The 26150-nt window shown below is 55.8% G+C and carries 27 protein-coding genes; 6 read left to right on the top strand and 21 right to left on the bottom strand.

Annotated features, from left to right (window positions below):
- The first annotated feature begins 53 nt into the window (after positions 1–53).
- From VGH19_14170 to VGH19_14160, 3 genes are all read left to right on the top strand, one after another.
- A complete protein-coding gene (locus VGH19_14170; GenBank protein ID HEY1172511.1) occupies positions 54–815 on the top strand; it encodes a macro domain-containing protein in 762 nt (253 codons plus the stop codon).
- Positions 816–1127: 312 nt separating this feature from the next.
- Positions 1128–5192, top strand: coding sequence for a ThuA domain-containing protein (locus VGH19_14165; GenBank protein HEY1172510.1), 4065 nt, complete (start codon positions 1128–1130; stop codon positions 5190–5192).
- A gap of 98 nt (positions 5193–5290) precedes the next feature.
- The gene (locus tag VGH19_14160) at positions 5291–5839 is read left to right on the top strand and encodes a YaeQ family protein (protein ID HEY1172509.1); all 549 of its coding nucleotides are present in this window, start codon (positions 5291–5293) and stop codon (positions 5837–5839) included.
- 3 nt (positions 5840–5842) lie between these two features.
- Here the strand turns inward: VGH19_14160 and cutA are convergent, their stop codons facing one another.
- The 10 genes from cutA to VGH19_14110 form a co-directional block, all read right to left on the bottom strand.
- Positions 5843–6169: a divalent-cation tolerance protein CutA gene (gene cutA, locus VGH19_14155; protein HEY1172508.1), complete on the bottom strand. Its 327-nt coding sequence runs from the start codon at positions 6167–6169 to the stop codon at positions 5843–5845.
- 24 nt (positions 6170–6193) lie between these two features.
- Entirely contained in the window at positions 6194–7381 is a 1188-nt protein-coding gene (locus VGH19_14150; protein HEY1172507.1) for a hypothetical protein, read from the bottom strand.
- Between the two features lie 284 nt (positions 7382–7665).
- Positions 7666–8481: an ABC transporter ATP-binding protein gene (locus VGH19_14145; protein ID HEY1172506.1), complete on the bottom strand. Its 816-nt coding sequence runs from the start codon at positions 8479–8481 to the stop codon at positions 7666–7668.
- Positions 8482–8526: 45 nt separating this feature from the next.
- A complete protein-coding gene (gene kdsB / locus VGH19_14140; protein ID HEY1172505.1) occupies positions 8527–9270 on the bottom strand; it encodes a 3-deoxy-manno-octulosonate cytidylyltransferase in 744 nt (247 codons plus the stop codon).
- A gap of 5 nt (positions 9271–9275) precedes the next feature.
- Entirely contained in the window at positions 9276–9830 is a 555-nt protein-coding gene (locus VGH19_14135; GenBank protein HEY1172504.1) for a hypothetical protein, read from the bottom strand.
- 95 nt (positions 9831–9925) lie between these two features.
- Positions 9926–10468: an HAD family hydrolase gene (locus VGH19_14130; GenBank protein HEY1172503.1), complete on the bottom strand. Its 543-nt coding sequence runs from the start codon at positions 10466–10468 to the stop codon at positions 9926–9928.
- 6 nt (positions 10469–10474) lie between these two features.
- Complete coding sequence (gene rfaE1, locus VGH19_14125; GenBank protein HEY1172502.1) at positions 10475–11491, bottom strand: D-glycero-beta-D-manno-heptose-7-phosphate kinase; 1017 nt, start codon at positions 11489–11491, stop codon at positions 10475–10477.
- Positions 11492–11705: 214 nt separating this feature from the next.
- Positions 11706–12488: a thiazole synthase gene (locus VGH19_14120; protein ID HEY1172501.1), complete on the bottom strand. Its 783-nt coding sequence runs from the start codon at positions 12486–12488 to the stop codon at positions 11706–11708.
- 97 nt (positions 12489–12585) lie between these two features.
- Complete coding sequence (locus VGH19_14115) at positions 12586–13236, bottom strand: restriction endonuclease (GenBank protein ID HEY1172500.1); 651 nt, start codon at positions 13234–13236, stop codon at positions 12586–12588.
- Positions 13226–13459, bottom strand: coding sequence for a helix-turn-helix transcriptional regulator (locus VGH19_14110; protein ID HEY1172499.1), 234 nt, complete (start codon positions 13457–13459; stop codon positions 13226–13228). Before VGH19_14110 ends, VGH19_14115 begins: the two co-directional genes overlap by 11 nt.
- A 58-nt stretch (positions 13460–13517) precedes the next feature.
- Between VGH19_14110 and VGH19_14105 the strand changes: the two genes are divergently transcribed.
- Entirely contained in the window at positions 13518–14738 is a 1221-nt protein-coding gene (locus VGH19_14105) for a site-specific DNA-methyltransferase (protein ID HEY1172498.1), read from the top strand.
- Between the two features lie 105 nt (positions 14739–14843).
- Here the strand turns inward: VGH19_14105 and VGH19_14100 are convergent, their stop codons facing one another.
- From VGH19_14100 to VGH19_14090, 3 genes are read right to left on the bottom strand one after another with little or no spacing between them, the layout of a single operon-like run.
- Positions 14844–15545, bottom strand: coding sequence for a class I SAM-dependent methyltransferase (locus VGH19_14100; GenBank protein HEY1172497.1), 702 nt, complete (start codon positions 15543–15545; stop codon positions 14844–14846).
- 14 nt (positions 15546–15559) lie between these two features.
- A complete protein-coding gene (locus tag VGH19_14095; protein HEY1172496.1) occupies positions 15560–15838 on the bottom strand; it encodes a hypothetical protein in 279 nt (92 codons plus the stop codon).
- Between the two features lie 6 nt (positions 15839–15844).
- Positions 15845–16279, bottom strand: coding sequence for a hypothetical protein (locus tag VGH19_14090; GenBank protein HEY1172495.1), 435 nt, complete (start codon positions 16277–16279; stop codon positions 15845–15847).
- Positions 16280–16396: 117 nt separating this feature from the next.
- On the opposite strand from VGH19_14090, the gene VGH19_14085 reads away from it, so the two are divergent.
- Positions 16397–17011, top strand: a complete 615-nt coding sequence (locus VGH19_14085) for a hypothetical protein (protein ID HEY1172494.1) — start codon at positions 16397–16399, stop codon at positions 17009–17011.
- A gap of 10 nt (positions 17012–17021) precedes the next feature.
- Here VGH19_14085 and VGH19_14080 read toward each other — a convergent pair whose 3' ends face one another.
- The 5 genes from VGH19_14080 to VGH19_14060 form a co-directional block, all read right to left on the bottom strand.
- Positions 17022–17909, bottom strand: a complete 888-nt coding sequence (locus VGH19_14080) for a hypothetical protein (GenBank protein ID HEY1172493.1) — start codon at positions 17907–17909, stop codon at positions 17022–17024.
- 91 nt (positions 17910–18000) lie between these two features.
- Complete coding sequence (locus tag VGH19_14075) at positions 18001–18894, bottom strand: hypothetical protein (GenBank protein HEY1172492.1); 894 nt, start codon at positions 18892–18894, stop codon at positions 18001–18003.
- Positions 18895–18995: 101 nt separating this feature from the next.
- A complete protein-coding gene (locus VGH19_14070) occupies positions 18996–20906 on the bottom strand; it encodes a TRAP transporter large permease subunit (protein ID HEY1172491.1) in 1911 nt (636 codons plus the stop codon).
- Positions 20903–21943, bottom strand: coding sequence for a TRAP transporter substrate-binding protein DctP (dctP, locus tag VGH19_14065; GenBank protein ID HEY1172490.1), 1041 nt, complete (start codon positions 21941–21943; stop codon positions 20903–20905). Before dctP ends, VGH19_14070 begins: the two co-directional genes overlap by 4 nt.
- Complete coding sequence (locus tag VGH19_14060; protein HEY1172489.1) at positions 21940–22890, bottom strand: TRAP transporter TatT component family protein; 951 nt, start codon at positions 22888–22890, stop codon at positions 21940–21942. The genes dctP and VGH19_14060 overlap by 4 nt, the downstream gene beginning before the upstream one ends.
- Positions 22891–23212: 322 nt before the next feature.
- Between VGH19_14060 and VGH19_14055 the strand changes: the two genes are divergently transcribed.
- On the top strand, positions 23213–23356 hold the full coding sequence (locus tag VGH19_14055; protein ID HEY1172488.1) for a hypothetical protein: 144 nt from the start codon (positions 23213–23215) through the stop codon (positions 23354–23356).
- 12 nt (positions 23357–23368) lie between these two features.
- Here the strand turns inward: VGH19_14055 and VGH19_14050 are convergent, their stop codons facing one another.
- The 3 genes from VGH19_14050 to gap form a co-directional block, all read right to left on the bottom strand.
- Entirely contained in the window at positions 23369–23791 is a 423-nt protein-coding gene (locus VGH19_14050) for a hypothetical protein (GenBank protein HEY1172487.1), read from the bottom strand.
- A 349-nt stretch (positions 23792–24140) separates the two neighbouring features.
- Complete coding sequence (locus VGH19_14045) at positions 24141–24401, bottom strand: heavy-metal-associated domain-containing protein (protein ID HEY1172486.1); 261 nt, start codon at positions 24399–24401, stop codon at positions 24141–24143.
- A gap of 167 nt (positions 24402–24568) precedes the next feature.
- Positions 24569–25618, bottom strand: coding sequence for a type I glyceraldehyde-3-phosphate dehydrogenase (gene gap, locus VGH19_14040; protein HEY1172485.1), 1050 nt, complete (start codon positions 25616–25618; stop codon positions 24569–24571).
- Positions 25619–26150: the final 532 nt, after the last annotated feature.

Below are 26150 nucleotides of genomic sequence, written 5' to 3'. Positions count from 1 at the left end.
CCACCCATCAACCGGTGGGCACCGGTTAAAGGCTCCAACAAAATCTCTGACTTATGGGTGAGCTAGCTGATCGTTTGGCCAAGGTTTACGAGGCACATCGCCAGAAAATCGACCGCGTCGAGCGCGAAACCGCCGCCGCCGTCGTGGACATCATCGCCGAGCTCGAACGCCGCATGGCGGGCAGCGGTGGTGGCATCTCCAGTGAGCGCAAGGCCCCCTTCGGCCAGCCCCCTCCGCCCAGCACACCCGCCCTGAAAGCGGAAGAGATCAAGCCCCTCACCACTTTGGAGACCGCCACCGGCTCCCGCATCACCCTCATCAAGGCGGATATTACGCGCCTCGCCATCGATGCCATCGTGAACCCCGCCAGCCGCAGCCTCGAAGGCGGTGGTGGTCTGGAGGGCCGCATCTTCGCCGCTGCTGGAAAAGATTTCGTGGACGAATGCCATGGCCTCGGCGGCGTGGAACGCGGTGAAGCCAAGATCACCCCCGGCCACCAGCTCCTCTGCCGTTTCGTCATCCACACCGCCGGTCCCGTGTGGAAAGGCGGCGATCAGGGCGAACCCCAGATGCTCGCCTCCTGCTATCAGAACAGCCTGAAGCTCGCGAAAGGTTACGGCCTCAAGAGCGTCGCCTTCCCGGCCATCAGTACTGGCAATTTCGGCTATCCTCTGGACCAGGCCACCCGCGTGGCCGTGCAGGAGATCGCCCGTTTCCTGAGCGACAACAAAGGCATCGAAGTAGTCTACCTCGTCGGCTTCGGTGAAGATGCCGTAGACGCCTTCAGCGCCGCGCTAAAAGAAATCACCGCCTAACAGGAGCGTGTCCGTCCTGGGGCACAGCAAAGCAGGCTAAAATTTAAACAAGATCGCCGCACACATGTGCGGCGATTTTTCTGCCCGTAGCAGTCCCGCACGCGGGATAAGGAAGCTCTACTACCTGCAGTTTCTTCGCTAGAAGTCGGGCGTTAGATTCTTGGGTTTCCCCCTCACCTCCACCTTCTTCCTTGGCGGGATTATCCAGTTTGTATTCAATCCTTCGTCATGCACCCCTTAGCCCGGACAACTGGTAGTTCCTCTGCCTTGCTGTCGGCATTTCTTTTGGCCGCCCTTCATACAACCTCCGCCATGGAACCATGGGCCGATGGTAAACTCACCGTCACTGAGGGCCTCGAACTCTGGCTGGATGCCGCGCAGCAGAACGCCGCCCGCACCGCGCTGAAGCTGCCCACGCTCAACAACTCCACCGCCACGGACACGTGGTTCGATGGCTCGGGCTTGGGCCGCCATGTCTCCCAGCGCATCACGGAGAGCCGCCCGCGCTTTTTCTCCGTCGTGAACTCCGCCAGCTTCCGCTTCGATGGCAAGGATGACTTCCTCGGTGCCGCAAATCTCAACGGGTCATTCACGAATGCCACCGTCTTCATCGTCGCCGCGCCTAAGAACAACAACGGCTACTTCCCCGGCTTCCTCGCCTTCAATAAGCGCGGCGTGAATGATTACGTCAGCGGCTTGAATGTGGACCTCGGCTCCAAAGGCAGTGAGCAGTTCACTGTCTTAAATACTGAAGGCGCTGGATTTCGTGGTGCAGCGAATCTTTTGAACTCTGGTTATCCCTTTGGCCGCTTCTACACCTTGAGCGTCCAGTTCGGTACGGGCACGGGGGGCGTGCGGCTATTTGTGAATGGCCAGGATCATGGTCGTCGCGATCGCAAGGCCGAGGCCATGACCATGGATGAACTCGTCATCGGCGCTCGCTCCTACTCTAACACCGCCGATCTGCCTTCCGTGCAGAGCTTTTACTCCGGCGATATCGCTGAAGTCCTCGTCTTCAATCGCGTCCTCTCCGGTGGTGATCGTGCAAAGGTGGAGAATTACCTCACCGCCAAACACGCCGCGCTCACCAGCACGGATGATCCCGCTGGCATCCGTCCTTTGGAAATCGTCGCGAACCCGCCTCCTGTGCAAATGCTCGTGCCGGGCTTCACCGTGAAGGAACTGCCCATCCAGATCCCAAACATCAACAGCATCCAGTACCGCGCAGACGGCAAGCTCGTCGCACTCGGTTACAACGGCCACATCCACATCCTTTCCGATACCGATGGCGATGGCATTGAGGACAAAGCCACGCTTTTCTGGGATAAGAACACCATGCGCGGCCCCATCGGCATGGCCCTCACGCCGCCCGGGTACGCAAAAGGACAGGGCGTCTTCGTGCCCAGCAAAGGCAAGCTCTCGCTCATCATCGATAAAGACGGCGATGATAAAGCGGATGAAGAGATCATCGTGGCCACCGGCTGGAAGGAGATCACGCAGAACGTGGATGCTATCGGCGTGGCGCTCGATAAGGACGGCAACATCTACTTCGCGCTCGGTACTGCGAATTACGCGAACGGCTACCTCATCGATAAAGACACGGGCGTGGCCGCTTACGATCTCAAATCCGAGCGTGGCACCGTACTGAAAGTGTCACCGGATTTCTCCAAGCGCGAGATCATCTGCACCGGCATCCGCTTCCCCGTGGCGATGCACTTCAACAAGGACGGCGATCTCTTCGCCAGCGAACAGGAAGGTGCGACGTGGCTGCCGAATGGCAATCCTTTCGATGAACTCCTGCACATCCAGCCGAACCGCCACTACGGCTTCCCGCCGCGTCACCCCAAACACCTGCCGAACGTGGTAGATGAACCGAGCGTGTTCGATTACGCGCCGCAGCATCAATCCACCTGCGGTTTCAATTTCAATTACGGCGTGAACGGCGGCCCCGCCTTCGGCCCGAAATTCTGGGAAGGTGATGTGCTGATGACCGGTGAATCCCGCGGCAAGATCTACCGCACCAAGCTCGTGAAGACCTCGTCGGGCTACGTGGCGCAGAACCATCTCATCGCGTGCCTGAACCTGCTCACCACGGATATCTGCATCACGCCGAAAGGCCACGCCATTGTCTCCACGCACAGCGGTAAACCGGATTGGGGCACTGGCCCCAGCGGCATCGGCAAACTCTTTCAGATCTCCTACACGGACAAGGAAGCCCCACAACCCGTCGTCACCTACAGCGCGAGCCCGACGGAGATCCGCGTCGCCTTCGACCGTCCGTTGAATCCGGCTAATTTGAAGAACCTCGCCAAGGAAACAAAGATCACGCAAGGCAAATACGTGATGCCCGGCGACCGTTTCGAAGCCATGTGGCCCGGCTATCAGGTCATCAAAGACCAAAAAGCCGTCCCGCGCTACAACGTCCCCGTGCTTTCGGCGAACGTGACACCGGACAACCGCACCCTCGTGCTCACCACACCACCACGCACCGCTGCCGTGAACTACGCCGTGGAGCTACCAAACGTCTCCCGGAGCGCCGAGCTCCAGCTCGGCTCGAAAACAAAAGCCGCCTACGACCAGATCGAAGTGCTGGCAGATATGAATGGCGTGCAAGCCGAGTGGAAATCAACGGATGGCAAAAGCAACTGGAAAGGCTGGTTGCCGCATATAGACGCCGAAGCCTCGAAAGCATTTACGCAAGGAAGCAAAACGCATGAGGAATTGTGGGCTGCTTCAGCAAAAGGAGGATTTCTTACTTTGCTCACCCAACTGGATCTCAACCGCATGCTTCAACCAGAGATTCAGCAGGGTGCTAAGTTGGATCACGATTACCCTTCAGAACAGATTCATATCTCGACTCAATTCCGAGGCGGTGGCGAAAGTAAATCTGAGCTGAGCGGCGCTCGCAGCCATCATTTGAGAGTCAGCATCGGACGCTTTCAGGACAGCCACCATATTACCCCAGAGCATGGAGACTGGGCGTTATTTAATGTAACTATCACACCTTCTCCCCAAGCCTCGATGCCGTCCCTGCACTGGAGCACAAGCCTCGATGAGCGGCAACGCCCCTTCCCCCTCCGCCGCTTCTTCCTCCCCGGCGCACAACCCACCGTCGAACCCGTCAAACTCGCCTCCGAACGCGTCGTCCCTGAACTCGCTGGCGGCAATTGGTTGCGTGGACAAAAACTCTTCCACAGTGAACAAGCCGCTTGCTCCAAGTGCCATCAAGTCAGTGGCGTCGGAGGCAAGCTCGGCCCCGATCTCTCTAATCTGATCCATCGCGACTACGCCAGCGTCTTGCGCGACATCAGCGAGCCCAGCGCCGCCATCAATCCCGATCACACCGCCTTCAATATCGAACTGAAAGATGGCGATGTCCTCACCGGCGTCATCATGGGCGATAATGCAGAAGCATTGACCCTCGGCAGCGCCACCGGCCAACCCCTTCGCGTAGCCAAGAACACCATCAAGAGCGTGAAGCCTTCCTCCATTTCCCTCATGCCCGAGGGCTTGGATAAAGGCCTCGGCGAAGCAGCGATGAAAGACCTCATGACCTTCCTTCTGACCGTACCGCTGGAACCCGCGCCCATCGAGATCGGCGGCGCTCCACCCGCACGTTCTCGTGCAGAACTCAATGCTGTGCTAAGCAGTCGTGAGCCATTGCCCGCCCAAATGAAACCCATGCACATCGTCCTCTGCGCCGGACCGAAAGATCATGGCAAAGGCGAGCATGATTATCCCATGTGGCAACGCCGCTGGTCCAAGCTCCTCGCGATGAGCGAAGGCGTGACCGTCAGCACCGCCGACAAATGGCCGAGCGCAGAACAGTTCGCGAAAGCCGATGTCATCTGCTTCTTCAACAACAATCCCGTATGGGATGAGACCAAAGGCCAGGAGCTGGACAGCTACCTCGCGCGCGGCAAAGGCGCGGTCTATTTCCACTGGGCCGTAGAAGCCCGTGGTGATGCCGAAGCTTTCGCTCGCCGCATCGGCCTCGCCTCGAACTCACCGCTCTTGAAATATCGCCATGGTCCGCTCGATCTGCAGTTCGCCGAGCATCCACTGGCGAAGGGTTTCAATGCGACGAGCTTCACGAAAGCGAAGTTCATTGATGAATCCTACTGGCTCTTCCGGGGGGAAGAGAAAAACGTGAACCTCCTCGCTAGCTCCATGGAGGATGGCCAGCTCCGTCCGCAATTGTGGACGCGCAATGTCGGCCCCGGCCGTGTCTTCGTGAGCATCCCTGGCCATTACAACTGGACCTTCGATGACCCGATCTTCCGTGTGCTCGCCCTGCGCGGCATCTGCTGGTCAGCGGGACAACCGGTGGATCGCCTCACCGATCTGGCTCCTATCGGCGCGCGCATCGCGGAGTAGCCGGAGCGAGGGTTGCTGCTGATTAGGTCAACCCGCGCTCCACGAACACCCCATTGCGGCCTCTCCGCTTCTATGGCACAACGGCTGCCCTGAACGGCATGAGCAGCAAGTTCAATTTTGATCTGCGGAGTGATGACTGGCAGCGCAAGCTGCCGGAGAAGCTCATCATTGGTCGCAGCGATCTGGAGACGGATGAACACGTCGTGCTGAAGCTCCTCGCCTACGTGTTGCTCTTCCGTGAGCGCCTCGAACTCAGCCCCAACCTGCATAACGAGGACATCCCTTTCATCCCCGGTGTGGTGCAATTGGACTACCAGCTCAACCCCATCCTCTGGGTGGAATGCGGCGAATGCACTGTGCAGAAGCTCGATAAACTCGCCGTGAAAGTCCACGAGGCAGAGATCTGGGTGATGCTCCGTTCTCCGGAGTCCATGGCGAATTTGCTCAGACAGATGGAACACGCAAAGCTGCGCAAGAAGCGCTATCATCTCGTGGCGTTTGAAGAAGAGATGTTCGATGAAATGCTCCGCCTGCTCCATACGCGCAATCAATTCTATCTCGTCCAGGCCGGGTTCGAACCACCCACCCTGCAATTCGACTTCAACGAACTCTGGTTCGACGTCCCCTTCTACACGGCAAAGTTTTGACGACTACTTCACCGCCCCCGTCACCCAGTCCAGATACCGCTCATTCCCCGCTGTGATCGGCAACACCACAAACTCTGGCGTGTCATACGGATGGTTTGCCAAAATGGTTTTCTCCAAAGCCTTCAATTTCGCCTCAGTGGATTTGAAGAGGATCAGCACCTCAGCACTGCGCTCCAGCTTCCCTTGCCACCAATAGTGAGACTCGATCTTCGGGATGAGATTCGCACACGCCACGAGTTTCGCTTCCAGTGCCGCTTTCACCAGCTTGCGGGCCGTTTTAAGATTGGGAGCGGTGACGAGGATGATGCGATGCTGCGTGGTCTTCTTCACGCCAACAAGATAGCTCTAACTCCCCTACTCGCTCAAGTCGTGAAAGCCCTTGGCATCCTCAGGGAAAGTCCACCATTGCAATCCTAGCTGCTGGGAGACCTTGTCCACATCATCGAAATCAAAACCCTTGAATCCTTCGCCATCCGGTTTGAAGTAGCCTTTTTCCACCACCCAGTTCTCGTTCTCCACCTTGAAGCTGGTCTCCAGATCTTTTCCGTTCACCTTGATATCCAGTTGATGGTAGAACTGCTTCTGGCCGGATTGAAACACGGTGAAGCGGTGGGAGCCGATGTCATCCTCCACCATCTTCATCACCGTGGAATTGAAGGTCATGGAAAGGTTTTGCGCCAGACCATCCACGAAAGTCTGGTCCACATCAAAGTCACCCAAGATGGTCACATAGCCGTGATGCGCCGGAAACACCAGCCAATGCTTGGGTTCGTCTACTTCCCCGTCAGAGCTCTCCTTCACGTTCAGTGTCCTGCCTTGCGCACTCCAATAAGCCACACACGCATCCACCACTTTCCTGGAGTCATCCACCTGCACGTAGATCTGCGTGGCATCTACGAACGGGAAATTGCCCGGCGGAATGTTCAGATCAGAAGTCGAACTGGCCGCCCCGATGCCAAACAACGCCAGAATCTTCGCGAGTTTGAACTTTCCGATGATCTTGAGCACGAAAAGCAACCCGATGAAAATTGCGAAGATCACTTTGCCGCTCGCCTTGATCCAGCCGAGGACGCCTTGCGGTGGATCGTCATCATACACAGGCGCAGCCGGAACCGGTTTGCGCTTCAAGACGGGAAGTGCATCCTCAGGCGGCGGCAACGGTGGCGGAATGACCGTGGTGGTCTGACCTTTCCTGCTCTGGCGCACACGCAATCCGCCCGGAGCTGGCGCAGCCGGTCCAGAACTGCCATGCACTTCCGCCGATGGCGCACCCGTGCCTCCCGGAATGATGGGCACCTGGGAGGAATTGATCGCGGCATCCACAGCACCTTGCAAATGCGGCGCGGCGGAACTGTTATCCATGATGGGGATGTCCAGTTCCGTGGTGCGATTGGTCTTCCCCCCGACAGGCAACATCTGAATGCCTGGTTGCGGGATGGAGACAAGCATCTGGTCATCCGGCTCGGCTTCCGGAAGATTATAAGCTGGAAGATTTAAGATCTTCAGCCCTCGGCGGCCATCGTGGAGCGGCGGCGGAGCCATGCTGCGGGCGATCTGGAGGTTGGCATCTCCTGTATGATCACAGCCGCACCGGGGGCATGCGACCGTGGAAGGCATGCGACCATGAACCGGTTGCACGTCGAAAGCGAAGCGTGAACCGCAAGCGCACTGAATCTTTATTTCCAACACCTGCATGCTGCGTGGTCCATGTGTTGTGTCGCGATACTCCTGTGACACTTGGATGCTATGCTGCCGCAGTGACCTTCGCAAGGGGCGAGATACCCTGTCCAAACGGCCTGGCAATATCCAAAATCCCCACGACCAGATCAGATGATCACGTTCGTACGGGCCTTGCCAACAGTGAGAGAATAAATGCCCGCCCGTGATCTCAGCTTCACCTGCGCACCGAACGCTTCACCCAGCAACTTCGCCGTGAGCACTTTCTTTTTCTCCCCGGCAGCGAGGACTTTGCCACCTTTCAGCATCAGGACATGGGTGAAGGCAGGGGCAATCTCTTCCACATGATGCGTCACCAGGACAAGAGTGGGCGCAGAAGGAGAGGTGGCGAGGCGTTCTAGGAAATGGAGGAAGTTCTCACGGGCTACCGGATCCAGCCCTGCACAAGGCTCATCCAAGATAAGCAAGTGCGGCTGCGCCATCATCGCGCGGCCGATAAGCACGCGCTGGCGCTCACCTTGAGATAGATAGAGCCATGGACGCTTGGCGAGGTATTCGCACTCGACTTGTTTGAGGATTTCCAGAGCGCGCACCTTGTCAGCGCGTTTTACCGGCCCCCAGAAATCGATCATCGCATACTTGCCGCTCGCGACAGTCTCCAACCCCGTCTCCGTATCCGCCATCATCTGCCGGATGGAGGAACTGACGAGACCGATACGCCGACGCAGCTCGCGCCAATCCGTCTCCCCATACACGCGATCAAACACTGCCATCTCACCCGAAGTCGGCGGCATATAACCCGCGAGTGAACTAAGCAATGATGTTTTGCCGGAACCGTTTGCGCCAAGGATGACCCAATGCTCGCCCCGCTTAACTTCCCATGAGACATCGTCCAGAATGGTCTGTGTGTTGCGGATGATGGTAAGCGCCTCTACCGCCAGCACCGGTTTGGATTGCTTGGACATGTGTAAAAATTCTTCTGTAGCGCAGACTGACAACCTGAGTAACGATCATTTCTTTCCCGCCAAGATCGCTTCCACGCGAGCCACGTCTTCCGGCGTATCCACACCTATGCTCTCATAGTCCACGCGACAGACATGGATATGGATGCCATTCTCCAAGGCACGTAATTGCTCCAGCTTCTCTGCGTTTTCCAACGAAGAAACGGGGTGACGCACCAAGTTCAGCAATGTCTCACGCAAGTAACCGTAGATGCCTAAATGTTTGAGGAACGGGAACGCCTTCAATTGCTCGGCAGAGGGTTTGCCCGCCGCATCGCGCAGGTAAGGAATGGTGCGGCGCGAGAAATAGAGCGCGCGATCGGATGAATCGACCACCACTTTCACGACGTTCGGATTATCGTAATCTTCCACCTGTTTGATGGGGGTGGCAGCGGTGGACATCTCCGAAGTGATGAGTGCTTGCGCGACGAGATCAATGACATGCGGATCGATGAGCGGTTCGTCACCCTGGATGTTCACCACGGCATCGCAGTTCAATCGGCCCGCAACTTCCGCGATACGATCTGAACCGCTCGGATGATGCTCAGCAGTCATCTCGACCCGGCAGTAAGGGCCTACTGCCGCACGGATGCGTTCGTCATCCGTGGCCACGATCACTTCGCTCAGCGTGGTCGCCTTGCGGCATTGCTCGATCACGTGCAGGATGAGCGCTTTGCCTGCGATGAGCTTCAGCGGTTTTCCGGGAAAACGGGTGGAAGCGTAACGCGCCGGAAGTATGCCTACGATGTTCATGCTGCTTAGCGGTCGAGTTTACGGAAAGATTTTATGACTTCCAAAGCGGGGCGGAAAGAGTCGCCGGTTTTATCCTGCGAATAAACGGTGATGGCACCCCAAAGGTTACCACAGCGGAAAACGCCATCCGTGCTGTAACGGTAGTTGCCCTTGGGCACTTCGGCATTCACCCACATCGCCTGCGTGAACTGCGCGTATTGCACATGGCCGTCATCCAGGATCACCGTCTTCACCTCCACCGTTTTTTCCACGGACGTGCGGATGCGCTTCTCCGCCTCATTGCGCAACTTGCGTTCGAGCAACTGCTCATCTGGTGCTTCCTTGCCCGTGCCGATGCCATCCCAGGAGATGCTGACGATCATCGCCGCCGAACCATCCGGCGCATCCAAGCGGAACGACGCCGGGATCAGCGGGCTCGTGCGATACGGACGATAATTCCATCCACGCGGCAGATCGAAACCAAGAACACCATGCTCACCCACTTTGAACTTCTTGGCCGCGGGTTTGCCCTTAGGCACATAGACAGCCGCTGCGGGCGCGGCTTGAACCGGAATAGGCACTCCATGCGGTTCTTGCTGGGAGGCGCAACCAGCAATGAAAAACGAGACTCCAAGGAGCAGCCACAAAAAATGTCTCACCTTCATCATGACTCTGATCATCCTTTAAGAATCTTCTCCGCCGCCTCTTCCAGTGTATCCACCACCCACGCCTGCTTCACCAGTTCCGGCTCATCGCGTTCCCATTCCGCACCGTAACCCGTGCGCACAAGGATGGATTTCTTCACGCCAGCATTCCAACCGCATTGCAGGTCGATGAGCTTGTCACCGATCATGTAGCTCTGCGCAAGGTCGATGCCGAATTCATCCCGCGCATCTTGCAGGAAGGCCGGTGATGGTTTGCGACCACGGCTTGGCTCTTCCGGAGATTCGGGGGCGAAATAGATCTTCTCGATCTTCAGGCCGTACGGCTGAAACATTTCCAGCATGCGTTCATGCACCTTGTGCATGTCCGTCTCGGTGTAATAACCGCGGCCGATGCCCGACTGGTTTGTGACGATGATGAGCAGATAGCCTGCGTCTTGGAGACGTTTCATCGCCGCTTCCGCACCGGGGAAGAGAGCGAGTTGCTCAGGCTTCGAGAGATACTTCTTCTCGATATTGATCGTTCCATCGCGATCCAAAAATACAGCGCGTTTCATCTTCGGTTACTTCTTGAGTTTGAAACTCGCCACGAGTTCCTCCGGGGTGACGGTGGCTGTGCCGACCTTGCCCACGACGACACCGGCCGCGTGATTGGAAAAGATCGCCGCCTCCACCGGAGACGCGCCTGCTGCCACAGCGAGTGTGAACGACGCGATGACCGTATCGCCTGCGCCAGACACATCAAAAACTTCCTGTGCCACGGTAGGAATATGATAGGGCGCGTGACTGCGCTGGCAGAGCAACATGCCTTGATCACCCAAGGTGACGAGCAGCAAAGCCGGTTGCAGTGTGGCAAGCAACTTGTTCGCCACGGTCATCAGATCCGCATCTTCCAGCGGGTTCGCGCAGCGATGGCCGGTGTCCCGCATGCTTGCGAGTTCAAAGGCTTCTTTGCGGTTCGGCGTGATGAGCGAAAGTTTCGTAAGATCCAGATGATGCGTGGGCTTGGGATCAAGGCTGAGCCAGATGCCGCGAGTGTGGCAACGCTCCTTCAAGCTGTTCAGCAGATCCTGTGTCACCACGCCTTTGCCGTAATCACCCACGATGATGGCGTCGATCTCCGGCAACCGTTCATCCACAGCGGCAAGGATACGGCGCTCTACCTTCGCATCGATGTCCCCGCGATTCTCGCGGTCCACACGGGCGATCTGTTGCTGATGCGCGACGAGGCGCACCTTGCGCGTGGTCATCTTGCCGTTGAGCGCGATGAGCCCGTTCGTCTCCACGCGCTCGGATTTGAGCAGGTCTTTCAACGTCTTGGCTGCACTATCGCTGCCCACCACGCCGAACTGTTCTGCATTCGCACCCAAGGCCGTGAGGTTGCGCGCGACGTTCGCCGCACCACCGGGCATGAAACTCTCACGCTCGAACTCTACCACGGGCACGGGTGCCTCGGGCGAGATGCGCGTGACGCGGCCCCAGATGAACTGGTCCAGCATCACATCACCGAGGACCAGTACGCGCGTCTTGGCGGCGGTGGTGAGGATCTCACGAAGGCGTTTGGGGCTGAGCGTTTTCATGAAAGTCATTAGAATCCGTCAGGCACTTTTAATAGATGCGGCAACTGTTCTTCCTTCGCCCCTCGGAGGGGAGAAGGATTGAGGATGAGGGGTGCCCGTCCCGAAGTTGGCTCGCAATGAAGCGCGGGCACCCCTCATCCCGGCCCTCTCCCCTCCGAGGGGCGAGGGAGATGCTTGATTCCAGTGTGCGCTCATTTTCACGTGCATACTGCTTCTAATCAAGGAACGCGGTCAAAGGACTCGTAGCACTCGCAGTATTCAACTGCGCTGCCAGGCCGATCTCATACGCAGTGCGACCTGCCTCAACGGCTTGCTTGAAGGCGATGCCCATGCGGTTCGGATCGGTCGCCACGGCGATGGCGGTGTTCACCAGCACGGCGTCTGCGCCGAGCTCCATCGCTTCCGCCGCGTGACTCGGTGCGCCGATACCGGCATCGACCACGACCGGCACCGTCGCCTGCTCGATGATGATGCGGATCTGGTCGCGCGTCTGGATGCCGCGATTCGAGCCGATGGGCGAACCCAGCGGCATGACCGTAGCAGTGCCGACTTCCTGCAGGCGCTTGGCCAGCACGGGATCGGCATTGATGTAAGGCAGCACGGTGAAGCCTTCCTTCACCAAAATCTCGGCGGCCTTCAACGTCTCGATCGGGTCCGGCAGCAGATAGCGCGGGTCGGGATGAATCTCCAGCTTCACCCACTTGGGCAGACCGGCCGCGACGGCGAGACGGGCGAGGCGCACGGCCTCTTCCGCATTCATCGCGCCACTGGTGTTCGGCAGCAGGAGATATTTCGCAGGATCGATGAAATCGAGGATGTTGGCAAAGGTATCCCCCTTGCCACTCAGATCAGCTCGGCGTAAGGCCACGGTGACCATATCCGTGCCGCTCGCGGCCAAGGCATCGCGCATGGCCTCGGGCGAGGAAAACTTGCCCGTGCCAAGGATCAGGCGGGAACGGAACGTGCGGCCCGCGATAACTAAAGAACCATCAGACATTGCGCGGGACAATAGGCTCTGGGGAGCGGGGTGTCGAGTGCCCAGTCCTTTGATTACAAACCGAGTTTTCAGCAACCCAAAGGATACATTGATCACATCACGGTCGTGATTTTCTCAACCTCTTTTTCCTAGACGCCAAAAGCCCTCTCGCCATTCCATCTTTGCCTTTTGATATTAAAGGAAGCGATGAATCCTCTGAATCGTGCTCAATTTCAAAGACTGAGATGATACACTCACCTTTTACCTTCAAATTTCCCCAAACGGGGAAATAGGGTTCCATTTCGGCATAGTTACCAATGCGATCTGTCAAATACTCGTACAGCTTCCGAGACGGCACAATCAAGGCGCCTCCAACTAATTTGCCGCTGATGATGCCCAAGGCTATCTTATTCAATGCTCTATGACTTGAAGATATATTGCCGGTTTCCCATTCGACGGCAAAATATTTGCCAGTTCCGGGAATCGCTTTAACAGCATCAATCTTACCAGCATTTTTACCGGAGGACGAAATTTCCAGCCGAGATTCCAATTCCCACCCGTACTTTTCCTTAAGGCATTTTACGAAATTCTGCTTAATTGGTATCACCCCATTTCCCTGTCTAACGGGATTTATTCTAAAAGTGCTGGTTCCGGCAGGATGGATTACCGATTCGATCGCTATTTCGACCTCCCTGCAAATGGATTGAAACCATTGTTGATCAAGAACATTCCCAGGAGCCAAAATATCTTTGCGTTGTTTAATCAGCATTGGAATCCTTCTCTATTTTCCGCACGATTTCTGCAGGCGAGATTTCCAATGCACTGGCAATCAAGAAAAGAGTTTCCAACGAGGGTTGTCGCAGTCCTCTTTCCAATAAAGATACGTAAGAGCGGTCCAACCCGCTCAATTCAGCTAATTTTTCTTGCGAAATTTTCTTCGCATTACGCAAAGATTTAAGGATTCTGGAGAAAGATTTTGGACCTAATTTCAATGTTTGGTTTGTACAGAAATTGACAGATTCAATCTACGGACTATTGTCCGCAATAGATATGCGACCATTACGATCATTATTGCATGCGCTGGAGGTCACACCTTCAGGCCCTGAATTCCAGCGCATTGCCACTGCGGCTGGAGTTTCGCTGCAACTCGTAAAGTATTGGGATACCGCCTTGCTTGCTCCTTCGGATGTGGAATTAAAACAGATTTGCCAAGAATACGGACTGAACCCCTTGGTTGTTAAGCTGCGCATGGGATTGATCGATGACCACGTTCGCAATCTTTTGATGAAAGAGGCTGAAAGTTTTTCTGAAATCAAAGATCAGGTTCAAGTATCTGAGCTGCCTCCAGCGAGAAGAGTTTTCTCCACAAACCTAGGATCATTGTATCAAGGGGATTGCTTAAGCCTGATGAGGGGATTGCCCTCCGGCTCTTTCAACCTGATTTTTGCCGATCCACCTTTCAACATAAACAAACAGTATCCCTCGAAAATCAATGATGCACTCAAGAGTGAAGACTATCTCTCTTGGTGTTTTGCATGGGTTGATGAATGCATTCGTCTCTTGGCCGAGGGTGGAAGCCTATTCATATACAATCTTCCTAAATGGAACACGGCGATTGCCGAATATTTGAATGGTCGGTTGGTTTTTCGTGACTGGATCGCCGTGGACATGAAGTTTTCACTACCATTGGCTAACCGCTTGTATCCTTCGCATTACTCGCTGCTCTACTATGCCAAAGGTGAGCGGCCAGCGGCCTTTAAGCCAGATCGACTGCCGATGAAGGTCTGCCCGCATTGCTTTAATGACCTGACCGATTATGGCGGTTACAAAGACAAAATGAACCCGCTCGGGGTCAATTTAACGGACGTTTGGTATGACATCCCTCCTGTTCGCCACAAACGCTACAAGAAACGCGCGGGGGCAAATGAGCTTTCCATTAAACTTCTAGACCGTGTGATTGAAATGGCCAGCAAGGAAGGGGATCACATTTTTGACCCTTTTGGTGGTTCCGGTTCAACTTACGTGGTCGCCGAAATCAAAAACCGGCGCTGGACCGGGATTGAGATAGGACCTGTAGAGGATATCGTTGCTCGCTTTGAAGATGTCAGAGAAGAAGCCGAGTATCTGCGTAAATTCAGGGAAGACTACAACTGCCTTTTTACGCCAAAAATCAAATCGCAACGACAGCAGTTGCATCTCTGGACCGCTGAAAGCGTGAAGAAGAACGGACATCATGACACTACTCCGGTGGAGGAACCACAATTCCTGTAAACTTGCTTGTGTCTTTTTAAGACATCTTTAGCAAAACTTAGCGAGACAAGTTCGGCCAGTAAAAATTAGATTGCTTGGTGGTGGAATGTGATAATCTGCTCCGACTTATATACCAGATCGCTTTGCATACCACGCGTGAATCAATCCCGTCTGAAAGAACTGCACGGGAAATTCGAAGCCACCACTCGTGATGATTTCGCGAACCTGTTGCGACGGCAGGACGGCGACATCACGGATATATGCCTCGCGCATCTTCTCCACTTCCTCTGGTGCAACACCGTTGCCTTTCATGAGTGTGAACCAGACTTTCAGCAGATCCCGGCAATCCGGAGCGTTTAGGTCTCCCGCTAGATCAGCACTGATTAAGATGCTTTCAGGTTTTAATCGATCAGCGATGCCTTGAAAGAATTGTGAGCGCTCTTGGCGATCCAGTATGAACTGCGAGACGAGAAAAGCGGTGGCGGCATCGAACAATCCGCCCGGCGGCAATGAATCCAAATAACCCGCATGAAAGGTGCAGCGGGCAGAGATGCCCACTTCCTCAGCACGACGGCGGAAGACATCCAGCATAGGCACGGACGGCTCCACCGCAGTGAAAGTCCAGCCGGGAAATTTCTTCGCGAGATAAAGAATCTCCGTGCCAGTTCCAGCACCGACGCAAAGGAGGTTCGCCATGGCAGGAAGTTTCAGCAACACCGCGCTCGTGAGCAGATGCAGCGCATTATTGATGGGAGCCAGTTCGCTCCATTTCTGATCATACGTCGCGGCTTGCTGATCGAATATGGCGGTAATGGCTTCTTTTTGCATTGGTAATGCCCTTGTTATTTCACCCCGAACATCAATAGGTCAAAATTCGTTTTCACTTTGCACTTATGGCAGGTAAGTACACCCATGCGTTCACTCGGGTGAGTAAACTCAGGAAGTATAGTGGTGTGTATCACCAACTGCATGTGCTTCTTCTTGTGATTTTTCTTCGCACTGATCAGTACAAAGCCGCAACCGGAACATTTCAGCTTGGACGGTATCTGCTCGATGTCCGCACCGGTAAGCCCTTTCACCGAGCCCCGATATTCGACCAAATCGTCATCGTTTTCGCTCATATGGATTTAGCGATCATGAAGTATCAAGTCCCAGTTGCCCATTACGGAAACCTGTTTGGTTTCGACGCAAACCCAAAATACTTCGATTTGAAGCTTCTTTAACGCAGGCTGAATCTTTTCAACACGAGATTCATGATGCTTGTTCTTGGGAAATGCCACTCCCGCCAAAACATTACCACGACTAGCACAATCACAGGCGCGGTAAACAGCTTTGGCCACATGATCCAATACCTGATTTGAAGTGAACACTTTTCCGAAACGTTTCGTATGTTTTTGTGAACTGGTTTCGCCTTTTGCTTCTATGAGGATAGTCTGCCCCGCAGGACTCACAGCTTCAATGTCATCCCCTTGCTCAGTTTCACAACGGTGACACGAAACACTACATTCAAGAGAACGGAGGTAATCACAGACAGCGTTGATGACATCAGATTCCGTTAGCATAAAGTGTATGGTGGATTGCTGTTCCTTCGAGATACCATTGATCACGCACCTGTCTTTTCTTAACTCGTACGGCTTGCCAGTTCCATGTCAAACTCCCACCCTATCCCCGTCATGCAGATGTTTTCACCAGCGCTCGCCGAGTTCTTGCAACATTACCCGCACGACCAGGCATTGCGCTGGTCGGAGGAAGACTTGGCGGCGCAAGGGCGGTTTGTGGAATCGGCCATGACCGGTCTCGCGTGGAGTGATTGGTCCAGTCCCGCGCTCGCGCTGCCGTTGTTGCAAGCGGCGATGCTGAACACGCCCACCATTCTCGATCACGGTCAGGACGCGATCCTCTTGGCCGGACCGTTAACGGAGATCATGCTGGCAGAGACGTTGATCCCGCTGGCGCAGGGGCATCTGAATCCGGCGGGCCGCTTGGTGGGCATTATCCCATGTCTGCGGGATAACTCTCCGGAGAGCCAGCGCTTCATGGATCTCGCCGCAGAGAAGTTGTGGCCGTATCACACGGCAGAAATCTGGCTGGAGCTGTTGCAGGACGTGGGTTTCGAGGCTGCAGGGATCAAGGGCGAGTTCATCGCGCGGCCGCAATTCGCACGCGCGGCGATGGCGGGCAAACTGCAGTTCACGCCGTTCGCGGAATTGTTCCGCGGTGTGGAGGCTGCTGGTTATGGGGCTAACGAAGTGGGCTGGGGAGAGTTGTGGTTCGTGGCGAAGGCAGGCGAGTGATCTGCTGAGTTCACGCAACTGTTTTACTATTCAACTGCAGGTTGCCTAATTTGAATAGCGCAAGGGTGGTGAGAAGCATGACGCCTGCGGTGATGACTAATGCCCAACCTAGTTCATAAGTACTGTTGCTGCGGAAAAGTGCGGCGAAATCTTCGAACAAACCGATCAGGTTGCGGTTTTCTTTCGGTGCAGAGAACAGGTCAGGTTGGATCTGAAAGTTGAAGAGCAGGAATAACATTCCAAGAAACGCCATCATCTTGGAAAACATCAGAGATAACATACCTAAGGTCATGAATGCCATTCCCATGAACATGTGTGCCAGTGGTATTGGGTGAGAAACAGGCAGCGTTGTTAGCAAGCTTGCGCCGGGCTGTCCTGCTTGGATGCGATCGGATAACCATTCTCGCAACGCTTCCACCTGTGCCGGATCAGTCACCACCATGCTCCATTGACGGGTAAAGCGAGCTTTAGCGTAGGGAAGATAAATTACGGTCAGTTTCTGAAGGTCTGCATTCCCGGCCAAAGGAGCCCAATGCCAGCCTTGAATCGCTTTCCAGGGCAAGGTCCGACGTGGATGCATGATGATTTGCTTCGGTCCAAGGGAAAGTCTGCGGGATGACTTTTTTTCGTGCCAGTCCAACCATTCATGTAGAGCTGCCACTCCCAAGCAGCCCAATAACGTGAGCGTGAGAAAACCTGCTAGAAATTGACCCCATGAGGCTGGCAAATCATCAATCCAGCGCATTGCTTGCCAAAAGGCGCAACCGCAGAACCAGATGGGAGCCAGCCATAGTCCTTCCTTCATCCACGCCCAACGTGTTGGCCACGAGACGGGAGACAGGTCCAGCACATGTGAGTTCAGCGTGGCATCTTGCTGAATAATGAGCTTGGTAGTCATGGTCTGTCTTCCGTGGTTTCAAGATTAAATAGGCTACAGCAGGGCAAATGCGTCAAGGGAGGCGATTGTAATCAGGCAGGAAGCCAGGTAATCAGACCTGATGTTTAGCGACTATCGCACGCTCTCCCCAGCGGACAAGCAGGCCACCGACCAATGCGGTCAGCACGCCTACGATGACCAGTAGCCAGGCGATTTCCCACGTACTGTTGAAATGATTTAGAAAGGAATTGAAAGCACTTTCGAAATTCCCACCGTGCGAAGCATCCGTTACGCGACGGTACAGGACGTTTTTCTTAAAGAGCATCAAACAACCGACTATAAGCCCGAGCAAAGCGGGGATCGCCACCGTAATGCCAATCACCATAGAACTGATACCGGCCCACGATAGTTTACGCGGCTCAGAAGCCGGAGGCAGCATCGAGAGCAGGCGGGTGCCCGGTTTGCCGTCCTTCTCCGCCTGTTGCAGCAAAGATTTGAGCGCTTCCACTTGTGTGTAGTCGGTTATGATAAGGCTCCACTGCTTGAGGTATCTGAGCCGTGGATCGCTGCGATGTGAATTGCGGTGGCTAAGTATCGTCAGTTTTTGATACCCCGAACCATCATTCAAAGACGAGAAATGCCAGCCTTCGATATTTTCCCAGGAGAAGCGCATCTCTCCCGAATACACCACTGGATGGCCGGTAGAAATAGAGAGAGTCCGAGAAACCCTGCGCTCTAAACGCAGCCTCAATTCGAGTATGCCAGCGATGCCCGCGCCAAAAAAGAGTGGCACGACCACCAAACAGGCCAAGATCATCCCCCAGCTTATAACCTCGTCTTTAATCCAGAAGTTGAACAACAAAATCGAAAAGCCCCACCACCAGTAGAGGGTAAAAACCAACCCTTGCTTAAACCACTCGCGGCGCTGCTCCCAGGTGATCGGGCGCATATCGAGCACGTGCGGATTCAGCTTGGCGTCTTGCTTGATGACGAGCTTGGTAGCCATGGCCTGGCCTGATTATCGCGGTTTCCCGAATGAATCAGCGACAGGATAGCAAATCCATCCGATCTCGCGATTACAATTGGGAGGGAGATTGTAACTCGAAATCAAGGTGCCGCCACTGCTTCAACTGTCTGTTCCACCTTGGGCTTTTCCTTCATCAGATCCGGCAGCCAGGTGGTGAAGAAGGGCATATATGTAATGAGCATCACCACGATGAAACGCACGACGAGCATGGGCACGACTGCACGATACACTTCCGGCAGCGGCTTGCCAAAGCGGTAGGAGGCCAGAAAGAGATTCATGCCCACGGGCGGTGTGAGGAAGCCCAGTTCCAAGTTCGCCAGGAAGACGATGGCAAGGTGGACAGGATGGATGCCAAAAGCTTCGCCCATCGGCACCAGCAACGGCACCACCACGATGATGGCGGAATAGACATCCATGAGGCAACCGACGACGAGCAGGAAGAGGTTCAGCACAAAGAGGAAGAGCAAGGCGGATTTGATATTGGCCTGCACCCAATCCAGCGCGGCGGTGGCCACTTCGCTGGTGACCAGATAGTTGGTGAAGGCCAGTGCCACCCCCAGGATCAACAACACACCGCCTACCACCAGGCCGCCTTCCGTCATCACGCGCGGAACATCCTTGGTGAGCTTGAGATCTTTATAGATGAACGTCTCCACACAGAAAGCGTAGAAGGCGGTGAGGGCGGCGGTTTCAACCGCCGTGGCGATGCCGCCAAAGATGCCGCCCAGCGCGATCACCGGGATGGCCAGTTCCCATTTGGCATCCCACAAGGCAGCCCGGGCTTCCTTGCCATTGAAGGGCGGACGTTCCTTGCTGCCGCCACGCCCCTGCCAGGCACCCAATCCCGCAGTGCCCGCCACTAACAAAAGACCCGGGATGAGGCCGCCCAAGAAAATGCTCTCCAGCGGCATGTCCGCGCCTGCATTGCCCGCGATGATGGCATAGAGAAACAACGGCAGGCAGGGCGGAAAGAGCGAGCCCAGCGCACCGGCACTGGTGATGAGACCGAGGGCATTCTTGTCCGAATACTTCTCCGCAATAAGCACCGGCATCAGCAAACCGCCGAGCGCCAGGATCGTGACGCCGGAAGCGCCAGTGAACGTGGTGAAGAACGCGCAGGCCACGCAAGTAACGATGGCCGTACCACCCGGCACCGGGCTGAACAAGGATTGAAAGACCCGGATGAGCCGCTTGGAGGCACCGCCTTCCGCCAGGAAATATCCAGCCAGGGTGAACAACGGAATGGCTGGTAACGATGGGTTCGTGACGAGGCGGTAGTGGTCCAACGGTACCGAGGCGATGGGAAAATCCATGCCCCAAAAAAGAATTACTGCTGCGCCACCCAAGGTGACGAACACCGGCGCCCCCAAGATGGTGGCCAGCAACAAAACGGTGAGGCCCGGGGTGACGAGCTTCTCCGGCTCCACCGGCGGCTTCAAAGCCAGCCACACCAGTGCGATGGTGATGACCAGCGTGATGCCTCTGCCCTTCCACCGGTCCGAAGCGTGTCGCAACAAACGCCACGCGATCAGGGCAAAACCGACCGGCATCACGAGCTGCACCGACCAGGCCGGGATGTCATAGGCCAATTTTTCACCGGCTTCACGGGTACTCTGGACGAATTGCCAGCCGGCCACACTGAGAAACACGGTGATGACCATGGCCATGGCACCGCTGAAGATGCCGGCGACATCCTTCATCCGCCCTTTGAAGAAGGTGTTGGCGGAAGACATCGCAAGCAATCTCGCCTCACGAGCTGCGACCGCACCTCCGAGCATACCCAGCACCAAGGTGAGATGCTGGACGATGGAGTTCGTGCCTGCCAGACCGGTGTGCCCAGCCTTGCGCAACCCCATCTCGATCAACGGCAGCAGCATCATGACCCCGAGAGCCAGGGTCAGTATCCAGTTCTCGGTACCACGCAGGAACGCGCCGACGCGTTGCAGCGGAGTCACAGGAGACGGGGCGGCTGCAGCGGCGGCTTCGCTCATTGGCCCGCACCTTTGCTTGCACGATATTCCTTCACCAGCTTCTGCACTTCATCGAACATTTCGGCCGGGACGATCTTCCCGCGGATCTGCGGATAGACCGACTCGGCGAACTTGTTCCACTCCGTTTGCGTTTCGGGAGTCAGCTTCGTGACTTTGAGGCCGCGCTTCTCCATCGCGGCGATGGATTCCAGCGCCTCCTCACGGCTGCGTTTTTTGATCTTGGTGCCAGCCTCCAGCGCGGATTTCTTCAACTGCGCCTGCACGTTGGCCGGAATCTCATCCCAGGTCTTTTTGGTGATGACAGTGGCACCGACCAGCGGCACCCAGTTCACGGCGAGCATGTGCGGCGCGGGCTTGTCAAACTGTCCCGCGAGCGCATAGAACGGCACGGAGGGAACGGAGTCGATCAAGCCCGTTTGCAGGCCGGTCAGGATGTCCGTCTGCTCCAGCGGGATGGCGTTGATGCCGATGGCCTTCATGATGCCGATGCTGTCTTTGTCCCCGGACCACACGAACATCTTGCCCTTCTTGAAGTCATCCGGTTTCGTCGCCGGGAATTTCGAGAAGAAATGCACCCATCCCGCATCGCCCCAGTAGAGCACCACAAAACCCTTGTCCAAGAACTTCTTTTCCAATCCCGCCTCCAGCTTGGACCGCACGTAGTCAAACTCCTCCAGCGAGGCGAACATCATCGGCATCAGTTGCAAGGCGCGGACGGAATCCTCGATCGTCGCCAGGCCAGGTGCTGAGAGCAGCGCGGCGTTGAGCTGGCCCACACGCATCCGGCGCACCATGTCAGCCTCGCCGCCCATCGTGCCATCGGTATAGAGCGTCAGGCGCACATTGCCGACGGAAGCCTTCTGCCATTGATCCCCCATCTCCTGCAGCGTCGTGTGAAATGACGTGCCTTTCGGCACCAGTGTGCCGAGGCGCACATTCACCTTCTTATCCTGCGCGAGCAGGGCGGCAGGATTCAGTGACGTGACAGCGACGGCGGCCAGCGCCGAGCTCAACATTTTGCGACGGTTCAACTTCATGGCTTCGTTTCAGTTGGAGGCAATTCAGGGATGATCAGGTCGTCCATGCGGCCCAGCAGCCAGCGCGCCCGGCGTTGCATGACGAGATTGGCCAGACGCCATTCCGGTTTGGCATCCACATCTACAGCGAGCGCTTTTTCGAGGAGCGCCTTGAATTCTTTGCCGTTCTGCTCCTGCAAGCTCACGCCTTCGGCGAGCGAGAGGTAAGGCCCGGCCTGTTGGCCTTTCGAAAGTTCAATGGCGCGAGCGAAATGCTTCCGTGCGCGCTCGGCTGGCTTGCCCTCGGCGCCTTGCCGGGAAAGTTCGTAGGAAATCATCGCCGAATGCAACGCACCAGACTCGAACGTCTCATCCAGAGCGAGCGCGCGATCAAACAACGCTTCTACGATCGGTTGTTGCGAGACGATGTCCGGCTGGTCTTTCGATTGCGAGATCAGCGAGCCCCACGAGGCGGCCGTCCAATACATCAGCGCGACGTCCTTCTTCGTCAGCACCGCCACCGCGCTCTTCGGGTCTTGTTTCAGTGCTGCCGTGATGCCTTCGTGCCGCACCTCCAAGCCGCGCAAACCGTAATCCCGCGCCCGGCGATACAGCTTCTGCGCCCGCGCCCGCAACTCGCGTGAACGCATGAGGTTATCTTCCTCCACCTCATCCGCTTCTTGCTGGACGAAGGCGTAACCGTATTGCGTGAAGCCGCTCGCAGCGGCGAGCAACAGCCCCTCATGCTCCGGTGATTCCGCCAGCAGACTCTCGATCAATTTGAGACTGAACGGCACCGCGCTCTTCACCAGTTCCGGATCGTCATCACTGGAGAAAGTCGTCCCGCCACCGGCTAGAGCATCGCCCAGCTTGTTGATGGCCATCTTCTTAACGGAACAGCCGCTGCCCGCCGCCAGCGTGAACGCCAGCAGTCCGCACAACAACAGTTTCTGTTTCAGACGATGCATGGGCGGACGTTGTAACATTCCGCCAGACCGTAGGCTAGAGGGAAAGCGAACCCGCTGAAGTCCTTCCTCTTCTCGAGCCTGTTATCCTCATTGTTCTCGATTTTGACTTCTGAAATCCCCGCTTGAACGACAAAATAAGACAAGCCTTCCCCCTATCCCGAATTACGTGGCCCACGGTAGAGCCATTGTCTCCATCTCTGTTAGAACTCCAGGCGTGTTTAGCAGAGTTGCTGGATCACTTAAGTAACGAACGGTTGATGCCGATGAATCATCAGGTTCACGGCCCCAAAACCGGTGATCCGGTTCAGACGTGAAAAACAAAATGAACAAAGCCATCGCAGTCGCCAAAGTAGACAAGCCGGAAGTGAACCGCCCGGTGCAAGCTCTCCTGCTTGGCGCGTGGGCAGCGAACATAGCGTTCTTCCTCTACTTCCTCCTGAAATACGGCCAACAGCAGTCTTGGTAAGAGGCCAGAGGCTCACTTGCCTTCGTTTTCCTTATTTTTCTTGGGCGCCTTGCCTCCAAGTTCCGACTGCGGCTTGGCGATGTAATAGAAGCGGACGTTCAGCTCTTTCGCCAGTTTCTCGATCTCTTCCAGCTCCGTCGGCTCACCGATATAGAGCACATACAGCTTGGGCAGCCGCGTGATCTGCTCTTTGAAGGCGTCCTTGATCACCCGCCGCACCTTCTCACTGTTCGGCCCAGAAATGGCCAGGTCCACCTGCTTCAATCCGCCCTTGGCCATGATTCTGGAAAGCGTCATCGCCGTCTGCGAAGGAGCGGTTGTGGAAACCGCATTGAACGTCGAATCCGCGAATGATCCGCTGGAGGGCACCCAAAAAAGCTCCACATTATTATGCTGGAAAAAAAGGTAGGCGTCATCCTTAACGGATGGCGGCATGGTCTCCGGACCCGTAGTTTTGCAGCTCGTGAAAGACAGCAGTACAACCACCAGCAGCCAGCAGCGTAAAAACGACTTCATCCACCAAGCATAGTAAACCCATCGCCGCTGGCAACAGAGAGAATTCTTAGATCTCGGGACTGCGCTCCACATCTGAAAGCGATCTGAAGCTGCATGGGTGATATTCCCTCTGTCCAGGCCGTATACTTTACCTCGCGCTAGCTCGGATGCATCCGCTTACATTCGGCTAGAATTCGCGCGGCGATCATGCTTCCAAATCACGCTGCAGGCAGTCTAAAACGAAAACGGCCACCTGTTTCCAGATGGCCGTTTTTCTGAAAACTTTCGCTTACTTCTGCACCGTGTAACCAGCCTTTTCGATGGCAGCGATAATCTCCTTCTTGGATGTCTTGGACGCGTCGAACGTGACATCGGCGGTGCCGATCTTCACTTCCTTCTTCGTCACGCCGGGCAGCTTGCCGAGGGCCTTGTCCACAGACTTCACGCAGCCTTCTTCGCAGACCATGCCTTCGACCTTCAGCTTCACTTCATCCGCCTGGACGAGAGCCGTACCACCGACGAACACCAACAGAGCGAGCAACTTGCGCATATTTTTAGATTATTAAAGTTTCCGTTATCGGAGAAACTAGCTCCGTTTCTATTCCATGTCTAACGGTTAGTTAGACGAGTCCAAGGCAGGGTTTGTTCAATGCCTGAAAAGCAAAAACGGCGGCCTGGTTACCCAAGCCGCCGTTCGCAATTCTTTGCGAACCCGAATTACAGACCCTTAGCGATCATGTACTTCAGCAGATCGCCCACGCGGTTGCTGTAGCCCCACTCGTTGTCGTACCAGCTCACCAGCTTGAAGAAGCGGCTGTTCAATTCCACACCAGAACCCGCGTCGAAGATCGACGAAGCCGTGTGATGGATGAAGTCGCTGCTCACCACTTCGTCCGAGGTGTAGTCCAGCACGCCCTTCAGGTAGGTTTCGCTCGCCTTCTTCATCGCGGCGCAGATCTCAGCATAGCTGGTCTCCTTCACCGTCTTGAACGTCATGTCCACGACGGACACCGTCGGCACCGGCACGCGGAACGCGACACCCGTGAGCTTACCTTTCACTTCCGGGCAAACCAGCGCCACAGCGCGGGCGGCACCCGTCGTGCTCGGGATGACGTTCTGAGCTGCCGTACGGCCACCCTTCCAGTCCTTCTTGCTCGGGCCGTCCACCGTCTTCTGCGTGGCCGTGTAAGCGTGCACCGTGGTCATCAGACCTTCTTCGATGCCGAAACCTTCCTTCAACAAAACGTGCACCAGCGGCGCCAAGCAGTTCGTCGTGCAGCTCGCGTTCGAGATGATGTGATGCTTCGCGGCATCATACTTCTCATGGTTCACACCCATGACCACCGTGATGTCTTCACCCTTGGCCGGAGCGGAGATGATGACCTTTTTCGCACCCGCGGCGATGTGGCCCTTGGCCTTTTCCGCTTCCGTGAAGAGACCCGTGGATTCGATCACCACGTCCACGCCGAGCGCCTTCCAAGGCAGCTCCGCCGGGCTCTTCGCGCTGACGACGAGGATGTCTTGGCCGTTCACGATCAGCACATCGTCCTCCGCCTTGTCAGCAGAAGACTTCTTGGAACCCACCGTGCCGTTGAAGCGGCCCTGGGTGGAATCATACTTCAAGAGATAGGCCAAGTTATCGGCGGGAACGATATCGCCCACGGCGACGACCTGCACGTCCTTGCCCACGAGACCCTGTTCCACCATCGCGCGGAAGACCAAGCGGCCAATCCGTCCGAAGCCATTGATAGCAACTTTTACAGCCATAATCTTAATTTAGGTTCCAATTACAGTTTCTGATCAGTCAAAAAAACCGAACGGGCATGGTAACGGCGGTCCCCCCACCGTCAACGAGTTTTTGAACCCGAAACGACAACGTCCAGCTCAGCTCAATAACCCTTTCAACTAAGCGCCTTTAACGTTAAGCGAACCAAGCCCTTCAGCGTAGCGCACTCATCCTGAGTGCGGGTTACAGCAGCATCTTGCTTCGTTTCCTGAGCTCCTTTGAATAACGATGCATCCAATCTGATTGAAAAGCCCAAGCACCTTGGGAAAGCCTGCAGCCTTTCAATCCCGATTCGTAAATCGTCCTTCTAAAATCGTAAATCCTCCGAAGCCGCCTTCCCATCTCAATCCGGTCAATGTGACACTCCACGATGGCATCCTGTCCTGCGGCACTCTAGCCACCAGTCCACACCCACCAGATCGAAACCCTCGCCAGCCACTCCAATAGCCTAATCGTCGTCATTCTCGTCCTTCGTCGTCGTCCTCGATTTTTCAAATCAAGGACAGACGCCAG

Source organism: Verrucomicrobiia bacterium, assembly GCA_036405135.1.
GTDB lineage: Bacteria > Verrucomicrobiota > Verrucomicrobiia > Limisphaerales > JAEYXS01 > JAEYXS01.
This window is presented reverse-complemented; position numbering and strand designations above follow the sequence as displayed.

Bases quoted from the DNA above. Each gene is read 5' to 3' on its own strand.
- gap (HEY1172485.1), bottom strand. From the start codon at position 25,618: ATGGCTGTAAAAGTTGCTATCAATGGCTTCGGACGGATTGGCCGCTTG.
- rfaE1 (HEY1172502.1), bottom strand. From the start codon at position 11,491: ATGAAAACGCTCAGCCCCAAACGCCTTCGTGAGATCCTCACCACCGCC.
- VGH19_14105 (HEY1172498.1), top strand. From the start codon at position 13,518: ATGCGACCATTACGATCATTATTGCATGCGCTGGAGGTCACACCTTCA.
- VGH19_14100 (HEY1172497.1), bottom strand. From the start codon at position 15,545: ATGCAAAAAGAAGCCATTACCGCCATATTCGATCAGCAAGCCGCGACG.
- VGH19_14095 (HEY1172496.1), bottom strand. From the start codon at position 15,838: ATGAGCGAAAACGATGACGATTTGGTCGAATATCGGGGCTCGGTGAAA.
- VGH19_14075 (HEY1172492.1), bottom strand. From the start codon at position 18,894: ATGGCTACCAAGCTCGTCATCAAGCAAGACGCCAAGCTGAATCCGCAC.
- VGH19_14150 (HEY1172507.1), bottom strand. From the start codon at position 7,381: ATGGCTCCGCCGCCGCTCCACGATGGCCGCCGAGGGCTGAAGATCTTA.
- VGH19_14070 (HEY1172491.1), bottom strand. From the start codon at position 20,906: ATGAGCGAAGCCGCCGCTGCAGCCGCCCCGTCTCCTGTGACTCCGCTG.
- VGH19_14085 (HEY1172494.1), top strand. From the start codon at position 16,397: ATGTTTTCACCAGCGCTCGCCGAGTTCTTGCAACATTACCCGCACGAC.
- VGH19_14115 (HEY1172500.1), bottom strand. From the start codon at position 13,236: ATGCTGATTAAACAACGCAAAGATATTTTGGCTCCTGGGAATGTTCTT.
- VGH19_14090 (HEY1172495.1), bottom strand. From the start codon at position 16,279: ATGCTAACGGAATCTGATGTCATCAACGCTGTCTGTGATTACCTCCGT.
- VGH19_14120 (HEY1172501.1), bottom strand. From the start codon at position 12,488: ATGTCTGATGGTTCTTTAGTTATCGCGGGCCGCACGTTCCGTTCCCGC.
- VGH19_14045 (HEY1172486.1), bottom strand. From the start codon at position 24,401: ATGCGCAAGTTGCTCGCTCTGTTGGTGTTCGTCGGTGGTACGGCTCTC.
- VGH19_14170 (HEY1172511.1), top strand. From the start codon at position 54: ATGGGTGAGCTAGCTGATCGTTTGGCCAAGGTTTACGAGGCACATCGC.
- VGH19_14055 (HEY1172488.1), top strand. From the start codon at position 23,213: ATGAACAAAGCCATCGCAGTCGCCAAAGTAGACAAGCCGGAAGTGAAC.
- VGH19_14050 (HEY1172487.1), bottom strand. From the start codon at position 23,791: ATGCCGCCATCCGTTAAGGATGACGCCTACCTTTTTTTCCAGCATAAT.
- VGH19_14060 (HEY1172489.1), bottom strand. From the start codon at position 22,890: ATGCATCGTCTGAAACAGAAACTGTTGTTGTGCGGACTGCTGGCGTTC.
- VGH19_14080 (HEY1172493.1), bottom strand. From the start codon at position 17,909: ATGACTACCAAGCTCATTATTCAGCAAGATGCCACGCTGAACTCACAT.
- VGH19_14165 (HEY1172510.1), top strand. From the start codon at position 1,128: ATGGAACCATGGGCCGATGGTAAACTCACCGTCACTGAGGGCCTCGAA.
- dctP (HEY1172490.1), bottom strand. From the start codon at position 21,943: ATGAAGTTGAACCGTCGCAAAATGTTGAGCTCGGCGCTGGCCGCCGTC.
- VGH19_14145 (HEY1172506.1), bottom strand. From the start codon at position 8,481: ATGTCCAAGCAATCCAAACCGGTGCTGGCGGTAGAGGCGCTTACCATC.
- VGH19_14130 (HEY1172503.1), bottom strand. From the start codon at position 10,468: ATGAAACGCGCTGTATTTTTGGATCGCGATGGAACGATCAATATCGAG.
- VGH19_14160 (HEY1172509.1), top strand. From the start codon at position 5,291: ATGAGCAGCAAGTTCAATTTTGATCTGCGGAGTGATGACTGGCAGCGC.
- kdsB (HEY1172505.1), bottom strand. From the start codon at position 9,270: ATGAACATCGTAGGCATACTTCCGGCGCGTTACGCTTCCACCCGTTTT.